The organism is Longispora albida DSM 44784, assembly GCF_000379825.1.
Classification (GTDB): Bacteria; Actinomycetota; Actinomycetes; order Mycobacteriales; family Micromonosporaceae; genus Longispora; species Longispora albida.
Window position 1 is genome coordinate 16,136 of sequence record NZ_KB903833.1, and the last position, 14,188, is coordinate 30,323.

At 71.6% G+C, this 14,188-nt stretch carries 10 protein-coding genes; 9 read left to right on the top strand and 1 reads right to left on the bottom strand.

Translation table 11 applies throughout. The features are described from left to right. Positions 1–88 precede the first annotated feature (88 nt). Positions 89–844, bottom strand: coding sequence for a WecB/TagA/CpsF family glycosyltransferase (locus A3G1_RS35375; protein WP_040478788.1), 756 nt, complete (start codon positions 842–844; stop codon positions 89–91). A gap of 222 nt (positions 845–1,066) precedes the next feature. On the opposite strand from A3G1_RS35375, the gene gltB reads away from it, so the two are divergent. The 9 genes from gltB (at position 1,067) to A3G1_RS0117790 (ending at position 14,027) form a co-directional block, all read left to right on the top strand. Then, positions 1,067–5,455 carry a glutamate synthase large subunit gene (gene gltB / locus A3G1_RS35380; RefSeq protein ID WP_018350821.1) on the top strand — a complete coding sequence of 1,463 codons (4,389 nt, stop codon included), beginning with the start codon at positions 1,067–1,069 and terminating at the stop codon, positions 5,453–5,455. Then, a complete protein-coding gene (locus tag A3G1_RS0117755; RefSeq protein WP_018350822.1) occupies positions 5,448–6,848 on the top strand; it encodes a glutamate synthase subunit beta in 1,401 nt (466 codons plus the stop codon). Before gltB ends, A3G1_RS0117755 begins: the two co-directional genes overlap by 8 nt. 135 nt (positions 6,849–6,983) lie before the next feature. Then, positions 6,984–7,964, top strand: coding sequence for an NAD-dependent epimerase/dehydratase family protein (locus tag A3G1_RS0117760; RefSeq protein WP_018350823.1), 981 nt, complete (start codon positions 6,984–6,986; stop codon positions 7,962–7,964). A gap of 65 nt (positions 7,965–8,029) precedes the next feature. Then, entirely contained in the window at positions 8,030–9,259 is a 1,230-nt protein-coding gene (gene aroA / locus A3G1_RS0117765) for a 3-phosphoshikimate 1-carboxyvinyltransferase (protein ID WP_026212245.1), read from the top strand. 104 nt (positions 9,260–9,363) lie between these two features. Further along, positions 9,364–10,269 (top strand): hypothetical protein, encoded by a 906-nt coding sequence (locus tag A3G1_RS0117770; RefSeq protein WP_018350825.1) that lies wholly within the window; start codon positions 9,364–9,366, stop codon positions 10,267–10,269. Positions 10,270–10,332: 63 nt separating this feature from the next. Then, a complete protein-coding gene (locus A3G1_RS0117775; RefSeq protein WP_018350826.1) occupies positions 10,333–11,088 on the top strand; it encodes an alpha/beta hydrolase in 756 nt (251 codons plus the stop codon). 174 nt (positions 11,089–11,262) lie between these two features. Beyond that, on the top strand, positions 11,263–12,690 hold the full coding sequence (pyk, locus tag A3G1_RS0117780; RefSeq protein ID WP_018350827.1) for a pyruvate kinase: 1,428 nt from the start codon (positions 11,263–11,265) through the stop codon (positions 12,688–12,690). Next, entirely contained in the window at positions 12,687–13,556 is an 870-nt protein-coding gene (locus tag A3G1_RS0117785; RefSeq protein ID WP_018350828.1) for an acyl-CoA thioesterase, read from the top strand. Before pyk ends, A3G1_RS0117785 begins: the two co-directional genes overlap by 4 nt. Positions 13,557–13,577: 21 nt before the next feature. Then, positions 13,578–14,027 (top strand): RrF2 family transcriptional regulator, encoded by a 450-nt coding sequence (locus tag A3G1_RS0117790; protein WP_026212247.1) that lies wholly within the window; start codon positions 13,578–13,580, stop codon positions 14,025–14,027. Positions 14,028–14,188 lie beyond the last annotated feature (161 nt).

Genomic DNA, 14,188 nt, shown 5'->3' on the forward strand with positions numbered 1-14,188 from the left:
GTGATCCTGCTCAGCGGTCAGGAGCATACCTCGCACCCTGCGGGCGTTCAGGCCCCGCGACCCCGTGCGGACAGGCCCTGTTCACCGCTCAGACGGGACGGCGCCAGCGGTCGGTCAGCACGCCGTACACGAACAGCGGGTTACCGACGAGGTAGCGCTTCCAGAGCCGCTTGGGCTCGGTGGCCAGCCGGTACGCCCATTCGAGGCCGTGCTTGCGGACGAACTCCGGCGCCATCGGCTTGTTGCCGGACCAGAAGTCGAAGGCGGCGCCGACCGGCACGACGGTGCAGCCCAGCCGGGCCGTGTACTCCGCGACGAACTGGTCCTGCCTCGGCGTGCCCAGCCCGACCCAGAACACGTCCGGCCGCAGCTCGTGCACCCGGCGGACCAGGTCGTCGGCCTCCTCGCCGGTCAGCGGGCGGAACGGCGGCGACTCGGCCGCGACGATCTCCACGCCCGGCAGCCGCTCGCGCAGCGCCGTCTCCAGCGCGGCGACGGTCGACGGGGAGGCGCCGTAGAGGTAGTGCCGCAGGCCGGTGGCCCGGCCCTGGTCCAGCGTCCCCATCATGAGGTCGGGGCCGTACACCCGCTCGGTCATCATCGGCTGGCCACGGCGGCGGCCGGTCATGGCGACGTAGTGGCCGTCGGCGAAGTTGACGTCAGCCTCGTTGAGCAGCTTCTGGTACCCGCGGTCACGCAGGGCCAGCGAGAGGGTGTAGGCGTTGCACAGATGGGTTCGCCGTGACTCCCCGAACTGGGACTTGAGCAGCACGTCGACGGCACCCTGAGGGTTCAGCCCGTCGATCAGCACCCCGCAGCAGCGAAACCGTGAGGACTTGGACACCCGCCGAACAATACGCTGGCCGACCCGCCCGGCAAAACGCCGCCGCCGCCCCTTACCGGCCCCGGACTATGCGTATATCAGAGTCACCGCGCGCCGTGTCCACCCTGTCTCTCAGTGAATGAGATCACCGGACGGTTGTACTGCTGGGTAGCGTAGACTCAGCTCACTCCGCCGGGCCGACGCCGTCCCGCTTCCCCTAGCGATCCGCGTCGAGGAGGCCCGATGCAGCATTCTGCGGCCCAGCCCCCGTTCTCCCAGTACCCGGTGGCTCAGGGGCTGTACGATCCCGCGTTCGAGCACGATGCCTGCGGGGTGGCCCTCGTCGCCGATGTCAGGGGCCGCCGGAGCCACGACGTGCTCGGACAGGGCCTGGCCGCGCTGTGCCGGATGGAGCACCGTGGTGCTCAGGGCGCCGACCCCGGTACGGGTGACGGCGCCGGGGTGCTGTTCCAGATTCCCGACGCCTTCTACCGCGCAGTCGTGGACTTCGATCTCCCGCCGCCCGGTGAGTACATCACCGGCCTGGTTTTCGGCACGAACGACCGGGTCCTGGAGAAGTACGCGGTCGCAGAGCACGCCCACATCCTCGGCTGGCGCGACGTCCCAACTGATGAGACGGGGCTCGGCAGGGACGCCCGCGAGGCCATGCCGGTCATCCGCCAGGTCTTCCTCGCCTCCGACGAGGGCGCCACGGGCCTCGACCTCGAACGCGTCGCGTACTGCGTCCGCAAGCAGGCCGAGCGCGAGAGCCGCGAACGGGGCAATCCCCTCTACTTCCCCTCCCTGTCGGCGCGCACGATCGTCTACAAGGGCATGCTCACCCCGGCCCAGCTCTCCTCGTTCTTCCCCGACCTGTCCGACCCGCGCGCCACCACGGCGCTCGCGCTCGTGCACAGCCGGTTCTCCACGAACACGTTCCCGTCCTGGCCGCTGGCCCACCCGTACCGGTTCGTGGCCCACAACGGCGAGATCAACACGATCCGTGGCAACCGGAACTGGATGGCGGCCCGCGAGGCCCTGCTGGCCACGCCGGCCATCCCGGGCCGGATCAAGCGCCTGTTCCCGGTGTGTACGCCCGGTGCCAGCGACTCCGCGAGCTTCGACGAGGTCGTGGAGCTGCTGCACCTGTCGGGGCGGAGCCTGCCGCACGCGATGCTGATGATGGTGCCGGAGGCCTGGGAGAACGACCCGGGCATGGATCCGGCCAAGCGCGCCTTCTACCGGTTCCACGCGAGCCTGATGGAGCCGTGGGACGGCCCGGCCTGCGTGGCGTTCACCGACGGCACGGTGATCGGCGCGGTGCTGGACCGCAACGGGCTGCGCCCGGCCCGGTGGTGGCGGACGGCCGGCGACCTGGTGGTGCTGGCCAGCGAGGCCGGCGTGCTCGACATCCCCCAGGACCAGGTGGTCGCCAAGGGCCGCCTCCAGCCGGGCAAGATGTTCCTGATCGACACGGCGGCCGGGCGCATGATCACCGACGAGGAGGTCAAGGCCGGGCTGGCGGCCGCCGAGCCGTACGCCGACTGGCTGCACGCTGGCCTCATGCACCTGGAGACCCTGCCGGAGCGCGAGCACGTCGTCTACACCCACGCCTCGGTGCTCCGCCGCCAGCAGACCTTCGGGTACACCGCCGAGGAGCTGAAGATCCTGCTGGCCCCGATGGCGCTGACCGGGGCGGAGCCGCTGGGCTCGATGGGTACCGACACGCCGATCGCGGCGCTGTCGAAGCGGCCCCGGCTGCTCTACGACTACTTCTCCCAGCTCTTCGCCCAGGTCACGAACCCGCCGCTCGACGCGATCCGCGAGGAGCTCGTCACGAGTGTGGCCACCACGATCGGGCCGGAGCACAACCTGCTCGACCCGGGCCCGGCCAGCTGCCGCCAGATCGTCCTGCCGTACCCGGTGATCGACAACGACGAGCTGGCGAAGATCCTGTCGATCGACGAGGACGGCAACCTGCCCGGCTTCAAGGCCGTCCGGGTCTCCGGCCTGTACCGGGCGGCCGACGGCGCCACCGGCCTGCGGGCCCGGATCACCGAGATCTGCCGGCACGTCTCCGAGGCGATCGAGGACGGCGTCCGCATCCTCGTCCTCTCCGACCGCGACTCCACACCGGACCTGGCCCCGATCCCGAGCCTGCTCCTGACGGCGGCCGTCCACCAGCACCTGGTCCGCGAGCAGACCCGTACCCAGGTCTCGCTGGTCGTCGAGTCTGGCGACTGCCGGGCGGTGCACCACGTCGCGCTGCTGATCGGCTACGGTGCCGCCGCCGTCAACCCGTACCTGGCCTTCGAGTCCGTGGAGGACCTGATCGGCCAGGGCGCGCTGGACATCGCACCGGAGAAGGCCGTCCGCAACTACGTGAAGGCGCTCGGCAAGGGCGTCCTCAAGGTCATGTCGAAGATGGGCATCTCGACCGTCACCTCGTACTGCGGCGCGCAGGTCTTCGAGGCGACCGGCCTGTCGGCAGACCTGGTCGAGCGGTACTTCACGGGCACGACGGCCCGGCTGGGCGGCGCGGGCCTCGACAGGATCGCGGCCGACATCGCAGCCCGGCACACCACCAAGGGCCTCCCGGCCGGCGGCGAGTACCAGTGGCGGCGTGATGGCGAGGTGCACCTGTTCAACCCGGAGACGGTGTTCCTGCTCCAGCACGCCACGCGGTCGAAGCAGGAGGGCGTCTTCCGCCAGTACACGGAGAAGGTCGATGCCCTTGCCGCTGAAAGCGGCTCGCTCCGTGGCCTGCTGACCTTCGCCGAGGCCGAGCCCGTGCCCCTGGACGAGGTCGAGCCGGCCACCGAGATCGTCAGGCGGTTCTCGACCGGCGCGATGTCCTACGGTTCGATCTCCGCCGAGGCGCACACCGACCTGGCCATCGCCATGAACACCATCGGCGGCAAGTCCAACACCGGAGAGGGCGGCGAGGACCCGGCCCGGCTGCGTGACCCGCTGCGGCGCAGCGCCGTGAAGCAGGTCGCGAGCGGGCGGTTCGGCGTGACCAGCGAGTACCTGGTCAACGCGGACGACATCCAGATCAAGATGGCGCAGGGCGCGAAGCCCGGCGAAGGCGGGCAGCTCCCCGGCAACAAGGTGTGGCCGTGGATCGCGGAGACCCGGCACTCGACGCCCGGCGTCGGCCTGATCTCCCCGCCCCCGCACCACGACATCTACTCGATCGAGGACCTCGCCCAGCTCATCCACGACCTGAAGAACGCCAACGACGCCGCCCGCGTCCACGTGAAGCTGGTCTCGGAGACCGGCGTGGGCACGGTCGCGGCCGGCGTGGCGAAGGCCAAGGCCGATGTCATCCTGATCTCCGGCCACGACGGCGGCACGGGTGCCTCCCCGCTCAACTCGCTCAAGCACGCGGGCGCTCCGTGGGAGCTGGGCCTGGCCGAGACCCAGCAGACCCTCATGCTCAACGGGCTGCGCGACCGGGTGACGGTGCAGGTCGACGGCCAGCTCAAGACCGGCCGCGACGTGGTGATCGCCGCGCTGCTCGGCGCCGAGGAGTATGGCTTCGCCACCGCGCCGCTGATCGTCCAGGGCTGCGTCATGATGCGTGTCTGCCACCTCGACACCTGCCCGGTCGGCATCGCGACGCAGGACCCGGTCCTGCGGGCCCGCTATTCCGGCAAGCCGGAATTCGTCGAGAACTTCTTCTGGTACCTGGCGGAGGAGGTCCGCGAGTACCTCGCAGCCCTCGGCCTCCGCTCCCTCGACGAGGCGATCGGCCGGGCAGACCTGCTCCGCCAGCTCCCCTCGCACCTCGACCTGTCGCCGATCCTCCACCAGGTACCGGGCACGCGCCGCCGCACGTCCACCCAGGAGCACACGCTGTCCGCAGTGGACGGCCGCCTGCTGGAGCAGTGGATCCCCGGCCGGCAGCTCCGGGCCACGGCCGACGTGACCAACACCGACCGCTCCATCGGTACCCGGCTCGGCTCCGCCGTGACCCGCTTCTCGGCGGCGGGCCTGCCGGACGGCACGATCGACGTGACCCTGCGAGGCACGGCCGGCCAGTCGCTGGGCGCGTTCCTGCCGCGCGGCGTGACCCTGCGCCTGTACGGCGACACCAACGACTACGCGGCCAAGGGCCTGTCGGGTGGCCGGATCATCCTCCGGCCGGTCGCCTCGGCCCGCTTCTCCGCCTCGGACAACGTGGTCGCCGGCAACACGATCCTGTACGGGGCGACGTCCGGCGAGTTCTTCGCCAGCGGCCGGGCCGGGGAGCGCTTCGCCGTCCGCAACTCCGGGGCGACCGGGGTGGTGGAGGGCGTGGGTGACCACGGCTGCGAGTACATGACCGGCGGCACTGTCGTCGTCCTCGGCCCGACCGGGCGGAACTTCGCGGCCGGCATGTCCGGCGGCGTGGCCTACGTCCTCGACCTCGACCCGTTCCAGGTCAACCGGGAACTCGTCGACCTCGAACCGGTCGGCGACCCGGCCGGGCTGCGGGGCCTCGTCTCCGCCCACCTCGACCACACCGGTTCCACGATCGCGGCGATGCTGCTGGCCGACTGGGATCCGCGCCGGTTCACCGCTGTCATGCCACGCGAGTACAAGCTGGCTCTGGGTCTCGTCTCTCCGCTGGAGGCTGTCCATGCCTGATCCCAAGGGCTTTCTCGCCTGTGGCCGCCAGACAGCCGAGCGCCGCCCGGTGCCGGTCCGGATCACCGACTGGCGCGAGGTCTACCTGCCGGCCAGCACGGACCTCGTCGGCCCCCAGGCCGCGCGCTGCATGGACTGCGGCATCCCGTTCTGCCACGACGGCTGCCCGCTCGGCAACCGCATCCCGGAGTGGAACGACCTGGTCCGCACGGGCCGGTATGCCGCTGCCGCCGAGGAGCTGTACGCGACGAACAACTTCCCGGAGTTCACCGGCCGGCTCTGCCCCGCGCCGTGCGAGGCGGCGTGTGTCCTGGGCATCGGCTCCGACCCGGTCACGATCAAGCAGGTCGAGCAGTTCATCGCCGGCCAGGCCCCGCTCGATCCGGTGCTCGCCACCTCGCGCACCGGCAAGCGGATCGCCGTCGTCGGCTCCGGCCCGGCCGGCCTCGCCGCAGCCCAGCAGCTCGCCAGGGCCGGCCACGACGTGACCGTCTACGAGCGCGACGACGAGCCGGGCGGCCTGCTCCGGTACGGCATCCCCGACTTCAAGCTGGAGAAGTCCGCGCTGGACGCCCGGCTGGGGCAGCTCCGGCAGGAGGGCGTCAGGTTCGCCTGCGGAGTGAACGTCACGGACCTGGCGGCCCTGCGTGCCCGGTACGACGCGGTGCTGCTGGCCACCGGGGCGCTCACCGGCCGCGAGCCGGGAACGCCCGGCCGTGACCTGCCAGGCGTCCACCAGGCGATGGAGCACCTGGTGCAGGCCAACCGGTACGTCGCGCACGGCGAGACCCCGGCCATCGACGCGGCGGGCAAGCACGTCGTCATCATCGGCGGCGGTGACACGGCCGCCGACTGTCTCGGTGTCGCGCACCGGCAGGGTGCGGCTTCGGTCACGCAGCTCGACCGGTACCCGGTGCCGCCTGTCACCCGGGGCGAGGACCCCTGGCCGACGTGGCCGTGGATCCTGCGCAGCTACGCGGCCCACGAGGAGGGCGGCGTCCGCGAGTTCGGCGTGGCGGTCTCCGCGTTCCTCGGCGAGGATCGGGTGACCGGCGTGGCCATCGACGAGGTGACCGTCACGAACCGGGTCGCCACGCCCGTCCCCGGCACGTCCCGCGTCCTGCCTGCCGACCTCGTCCTGCTCGCGATCGGCTTCGCGGGCACGGACTCCGGCTTCGGCCTCGACACGGGCGGCACGATCCCGGCGACCCCGGACTGGCAGACCACTGTGGACGGTGTCTTCGTGGCGGGCGACGCCCACCGGGGTGCCTCGCTCATCGTGTGGGCGATCGCCGAGGGCCGCTCGGCCGCCGCCGCGATCCACTCCTACCTCGGCTACTCCGGCCTGCCGTCACCCGTCACGCCTTCCTCCCGGGCACTCGCGGCCCGCTGAGCCCCAACCCCAACCCCAACCCCAGAACCAAACCCAAGATCCTGATTTTGTACCGGCTGCCAGCAGCACCCCCGGCCACCCGTCAACATCCGGTGTCCACACCAGAGGGCCGAAGGCTCCTGTGAGAATGGACCCGTGAAAGTACTGGTCACAGGTGGCCTGGGGTTCGTCGGGCACGCGGTCGTGCGGGAGCTGGCCGCCCGGGGCGACACCGTCACGGTGCTCACGAGGCGGCAGGCGACGGGGCCCGGGCTGGTCACCGGCGACGTCCGGGACCGTGCGCGGCTCGCGGAGATCATGCTGGCCGGTCAGTTCGAGGGGATCGTGCACCTCGCGGCGCTCGGCCAGGTCCGCGAGCCGGCGGCCGGCCCGCTGGTCACCTTCGACGTGAACCTGGCCGGCACGCTCAACCTCCTGATGGCGCTGCCCGAGGCTCCGGTTCCGTTCGTGTTCGCGTCCACGAGCATCGTCTACGGCCCGGCCCGCACCGGAGCGCTGTCCGAGGATCTCGATCCGCACCCCGGTAACCCCTATGCCGAATCCAAGCTGGCGGCCGAGCGGCTGATCGGGGCGTACGCCGCCACCGGGCGCATCGCCGCCGTGAGCCTGCGCTGCTTCAACGTCGCCGGAGCCGTGGACGGCGTCCCCGACCGCGATCCGGCCCGGATCATCCCGAACGCGATCCGCGCCGCGACCGGGGAACTCCCGCACGTCACCCTCAACGGCGACGGCCGCGCGGTACGCGACTTCGTGCACGTGGCCGACGTCGCGAGGGCCTTCGCTGCCGGGCTCGATGCCGCCGTGCCGGGGGAGCACCTGGTGTGCAACGTGGGCAGCGGGCACGGTACGTCGATGGCCGAGGTCGTCGCAGCCGTCCAGCGGGTCAGCGGCGTGGACTTCCCGGTCGTGCACGCCCCGCCGAAGCCCGAACCACAATCCCTGACCGCCGACATCAGCCGGGCAGGCAACCTACTGGGCTGGCACCCCGCCAGCTCAACCCTGGCCCAGATCGTCGAAGACGCCTGGCACGCGGCCCGTTCACCAGGGACGGCGACAGCGCCCGGGCTTCCACATCCTGGCGGGGCCGGGAGCGATCCGCCTCGTACCGCCTGGTGATCTCTACACTCGGACCTGTCAGGGCCCCGGTGCTGCGGCCGTCTGTGACCCGCGAAGGGGACCCCGTGTCCGCTGTGCTGATTCCCGGCTCCAAGTCGATCACCAACCGCGCGCTGTTCCTGGCCGCCGCCGCCCGGGGCACGACGGTGCTGCGGGGCGGCCTGAGGTCGGACGACACCGAGGCGTTCCTGGCCGGGCTGTCCAGCCTCGGCTACTCCGCGGACACGGCAGGCCCGGAATGGCGGGTCACCGGCAGGCCAGAAGGCCCGGCGGTCCGCGAAGCCAGAGTGTTCTGCCGTGACGGGGCGACAGTGGCCCGCTTCCTGCCCGTACTGGCCGCGAGCGGGCACGGTACCTTCCGGTTCGACGCCTCCGAGCAGATGCGCCGCCGCCCGCTCGGGCCGCTGACCGCCGCGCTCCGTGACCTCGGCGTGGACGTGGTCCACCACGAAGCCGAGGGCCACCACCCGCTGACCGTGCACGCCGCCGGGATCAAGGGCGGGGCTGTACGCCTGGACGCCAGCCTCTCCTCCCAGTTCCTCACGGCTCTCCTGCTCGCCGGGCCGCTCATGGCCAACGGCCTCCGCGTGGAACTCACCGGGCTGGTGTCCGTGCCGTACGTGCACATCACCATCGCCATGATGCGAGCCTTCGGCACGCAGGTGACGTGGGACGGGGACATCCTCACGGCCGAACCGGGCGGGTACACCGCCACGGAGTACGACATCGAACCCGACGCCTCCACCGCCAGCTACTTCTTCGCGGCAGCCGCGCTCACCGGGAAGACAGTGACCGTCCCAGGCCTCGGGACGGACGCCCTCCAGGGTGACCTGCGGTTCGCGGAGATCCTCGGCCTGATGGGCGCGGACGTCGCGATCGGGCCGGACAGCACCACGGTCCGGGGCACGGGCCGGCTGGACGGGCTGACCGTCAACATGCGCGACATCTCCGACACCATGCCCACCCTCGCGGCCATCGCGCCGTTCGCCGACGGCCCGGTGCGGATCGTGGACGTCGCGAACACCCGGCTCAAGGAATGCGACCGGCTGGAGGCCTGCGCGGCGAACCTGCGCGCACTCGGCATCCGGGCCACGACCGGGCCGGACTGGATCGAGGTGCACCCGGGCGCGCCCAGCGCCGCTGAGATCCGCTGCCACGGCGACCACCGGATCGCGATGAGCTTCTCCGTCACCGGGCTGCGCGTTCCCGGCCTCACGCTCGACGAGCCCGCCGTCGTCGCGAAGACGTTCCCCGGCTTCCACGAGGAGTTCGCGGCCTTCACCCGGAACCCCTAGGGACCGTCCTCAGGGGAAGGATCGGGATCGTCCCCGATGATCTTGGGGCGCCCGGGCTGGTCTGATGTGGAGGTCCGCAGCTCAGCGCCACAGAAGGATTCCCGATGACCACGTCACGCCGCCGGGTGCTCGCCATCGCGGCCCTGGCTCTCGTACCCGTGCTCGCCTTCTCCCCGGAGTCGCCGGTCCACGCCGCACCCGCCGCCAGCACGGTGCCCCGGGACGCCGGCGCCGACGTGACAGGTGACGCGGCCGGGTTCACGGCCCCGGACGCCGTACCGGCCGGGATCAGCACCTTCCGCGTCTCCACCACGAACCAGCGCGGCATCCGCTTCGGCATCGTCCGGCTGAACGACGGCGTGGACCTCGGCGCGTTCCTCGGCCACCTGAAGCTCAGCATCAGCGGGCACGGTCCCGAGGCGCAGGCCGCAGCGGAGGCCGTCAGCCGGGAAGCCGTCATGACGGGCGGCGCGATCACCATGCCGGGCCGGACCGCCTCCGTCAGTGCCTGGCTGAACCCGGGCACGTACCACCTGGTCGACTACGTCAGCTTCGAGCGCGGTTCGGCCGGCCCCGTCGTCCGAGCGCTCACCGCCGGGCCGGTGACCAGGCTGGCCCTGCCGCCGGTACCCAGGGGCGCGATCGTCGTCCGTGACTCGGCGGCCGGGTCGAGGTTCTCCGCTCCGGCCCAGGTACCAGCCGGCAGCGCCCTGCTCGTCGCCAACCAGTCGAGCCGCCTCAACGAGGCCGTGCTGATGCGGCTCAGGCCCGAGGCGCAGGCCGCTGACATCCCGGCGTTCTTCGAGGCCGTCTCCAGTGGGCAGTGGCCGTCGGTGTCCCCGTTCGACGGGCTGCCGATGGGGGTGCCGCCGCTGTCTCCGGGGCAGGTGGTCGTCAGCGTGCCGGGGCTGGCCGCCGGACGGTACGCCGTCGTCACCTGGTTCACCGACCCGCAGACCGGGCGGATGTACGCCGCGCAGGGCTCCTACGCCCTGATCACCGTTTCCTGAAAACGCCGGGCTGTGGCCGCGTCTTGATCGAGTTGTGCCCGGCCGTCCGTACCCTCCCCGGACATGAAGCGTGTTCTGTCTCTGCTCGTCCTCGCCGGGCTGGGCCTGGTCGCGGCCGGTTGCGACCAGCCCAGCCCCGCACCGAAAGCCGCACAGGCGACCACCGCCGCCCCCAGCGCGGCCCCGAGCGTGCCGCCGGCGGCGCAGGACCCCATGCCCAAGTGCTACAAGAACGACCAGGGCGCGACAGCGGCCTTCGTACCCGACGAGAAGGGCACCCGCGTCGTGCTCCTCGGCTCCGGCCGCAAGGGCGTGATCCTCGCCCCGCAGTCCAACGGGAACGCCTGCCAGTGGGAGACCGAGGCGCGGCGCCTGGCGAAGAACGGGTACCACGTCGCCACGTTCTCCTACGCCAACACCGCCCTGAACTCGCTCCCGGCCGCAGCCGCCCACCTGACCAGGGCCGGCGCGACCTCGATCGTCGTGATCGGAGCCTCCCGGGGCGGCATGTACGCGCTCGGCCAGGCCGCCGAGCTCAAGGCTGCCGGGGTCGTCGCGCTGAGCCCGGTCACCAAGTTCATGGAGTACACGGCCGCGACCACCCTGGCGAACTACCACGGGCCGGTGCTGATCGTCGGGTCGGACAACGACGGGACGACGCCGGTGTCCATGCTCGACGAGCTGGCGGCCGCGCATCCGGGTACAGAGGAGAAGAAGGTCCTTCCCGGCCCCTCGCACGGGGTCTCGCTGCTCGAAGGCACTGAGGGTGAGCAGGTCAGGCCCATGATCGACGCCTTCCTGGCCAAGCACCTGCCCTGAGGGCACCCGAGGTTGGGCATTTGCCCCGAATGCCCGGCCGGAACCGGGGCCGTTCCCGGACCCCGATGAACAGTAAGGAAACTTGACTAAATCGCGGTGAATTGTCGTCCCCGCAGTTGGGACAGTGGGAGACCGGCGTCACCCGGAGGCCGCCACCGGGCTAGGCTCGGGTACGTGACCCGTCGCGCGAAGATCGTCTGTACCCTCGGCCCAGCCACCAGCACCCCGGAGCGGATCCGCGGCCTCGTCGAGGCCGGCATGGACGTCGCCCGCCTCAACTTCAGCCACGGCAGCCACGCCGACCACGAGCGGGTGTACCACCTGGTCCGTGAGGCGGCGGAGGCCACCGGCCGCGCCGTCGGCGTGCTGGCCGACCTCCAGGGCCCGAAGATCCGGCTCGGCAGGTTCGCCGCCGGCCCCGTCGAGTGGCGCACCGGCGACCAGGTCGTCATCACCAGCGAGGACGCCGAAGGCACCGCCACCCGGGTGAGCTGCACCTACAAGAAGCTCCCCGGCGAGGTGAAGGCCGGCGACCGGCTCCTGATCGACGACGGCCGCCTCGCGCTGGAGGTCCTCGGCGTCGACAACGGCACCGACATCAGGGCACTGGTCCTCGAAGGCGGCCCGGTCTCCGACAACAAGGGCGTCTCGCTGCCCAATGTGGCCGTCTCCGTCCCCGCGCTGAGCGACAAGGACGCCGCGGACCTCCGCTTCGCCCTCGGCCTCAAAGTGGACATGGTCGCGCTGTCCTTCGTCCGTTCCCCCGACGACATCAAGCTCGTCCACGAGGTGATGGACGCGGCCGGCGGCCGGGTGCCGGTCCTCGCGAAGATCGAGAAGCCGGAGGCCGTCGCGAGCCTCGACGAGATCGTCGACGCCTTCGACGGCATCATGGTCGCCCGGGGTGACCTCGGCGTCGAGCTGCCCCTCGAACAGGTGCCGCTCGTGCAGAAGCGCGCCGTGCAGCGCTGCCGCGAGGACGCCAAGCCGGTCATCGTCGCGACCCAGATGCTCGACTCGATGATCGAGAACTCCCGGCCGACCCGCGCCGAGGCCTCCGACGTGGCCAACGCCGTCCTCGACGGCGCCGACGCCGTGATGCTGTCGGGGGAGACCTCGGTCGGCAAGTACCCGATCCTGACCGTCTCCACGATGGCCCGGATCATCGAGACCACCGAGGGCGGCGAGCTCAAGGCCCCCAAGCTCCAGCACTCCCCGCGTACCCCAGGTGGCGCGATCACCGCCGCCGCGCTCCAGGTCGCCGAGGCCGTCGACGCCAAGGCGCTCGTCGCCTTCAGCCAGACCGGCGACACCGTCCGCCGCCTGGCCCGGCTGCACTGCCCCCTGCCGCTGCTGGCCTTCACCCCCGAGCCGTCCGTCCGCTCACAGCTCGCGCTGTCCTGGGGCGTGGAAACCTTCCTCGTACCCTTCGTGCAGCACACCGACGAGATGTTCCGCCAGGTGGACTCGGCGCTCCTCGGCCTCGGCGTCGCCAAGCAGGGCGATCTGGTGATCATCGTGGCCGGCTCCCCGCCCGGCACCCCCGGCTCCACCAACACCCTCCGCATGCACCGCCTCGGCGACCTCACGGAGAACCGGTGACCCTCGTGGGGCAGGCGGCCGTCGACGCCCTGCTCGGACTCCTCGACCTCGAGCAGATCGAGGTGAACATCTTCCGCGGCGTCAGCCCGCCGGTCGGCCCCCAGCGGGTGTACGGGGGCCAGGTCGCGGGCCAGGCCCTCGTCGCGGCGGGCCGCACGATGGGCACCGACCGGTACGTGCACTCCCTGCACGGGTACTTCGTCCGGCCGGGCGACGCCACCATCCCGATCGTCTACTCGGTCGAGAACATCCGGGACGGCCGGTCCTTCTCCGTCCGCCGGGTCACCGCGATCCAGCACGGCAAGCCGATCTTCTTCATGTCGGCCTCGTTCCAGCTCGCCGAGGAGGGCTTGGAACACGCCTCGCCGATGCCCCTCGACGTCCCCGGGCCCGGCGAGCTGCCCACCATGCTCGAACAGCTGGAGCAGTACCCGGAACGCGCCCAGCTCTGGTCGACGATCCCCCGCCCGCTCGACGTCCGCTACGTCGGCGAGTCCGGCTGGGTACGCAGCGGCGACCGCCAGACCGAACCCCGCCAGCGCGTCTGGATGCGGTTCGACGGCAAGCTCCCCGACGACCCGCTGCTGCACGCCTGCCTCCTCACGTACGCCTCGGACCTCACGCTGCTCGACTCGGTGCTGTCCACGCACGGCGAGGTGTGGGGGCCCGGCGGCGTGATCGGTGCCAGCCTCGACCACGCGCTGTGGTTCCACCGCCCGGTCCGCGTCGACGAATGGTTCCTGTACGACTGCTGGAGCCCCTCGGCCTCCGGCGGGCGGGGCCTGGCCAACGGCCGGATGTTCACGCCCGACGGCCGCCATGTGGCGAGTGCCGTACAAGAGGGCCTCCTCCGGCGGGCCGGCTAGCCAAGGCCGTACCCTGCGATCATGAGACTCTCCGCCCGAGTGGACTACGCCCTCCGCGCCTGCGCCGAGCTGGCCGCGGCCGGCGACAAGCTGGTGACGGCCGAAAAGCTCGCCAGGGCTCAGGACATTCCGCCGAAGTTCCTGGAGAGCATCCTGGTGCAGCTCCGCCGGGGCGGGATCGTCAACGCCCAGCGCGGCCCCGAAGGCGGATACTGGCTGGCCCGCCCGGCCGGCAGCATCCACCTCGCCGAGGTGATCCGCGTGATCGACGGGCCGCTGTCGCACGTGCGCGGCCACCGGCCGGAGGACCTTGGCTACACCGGCGCTGCCCGCGCCCTCCAGGAGGTCTGGATCGCGCTCCGGGCCGCCGAGCGCCAGATCCTCGAAGAGGTCACCGTCGCCGACGTGGCCGGCGGCAAACTCCCCGAACGCATCCGCGAACTAGCCTCCGACCCTGCAGCCTGGAGTTAGCTGGCCGCCAGCCCCGTCTGGTTCCCTTTGGCGCTCCGGCGCGGGGCGCCTCCGCACCAAAGCGAACCGCTGGCGGCCAGCTAACTCGTGCCCAGGCGCCGTTACCCGCACGACGACTGCCGGCGCTTCACGGTCAGCCCTGAGGTGGCTGGGCTGGAAAA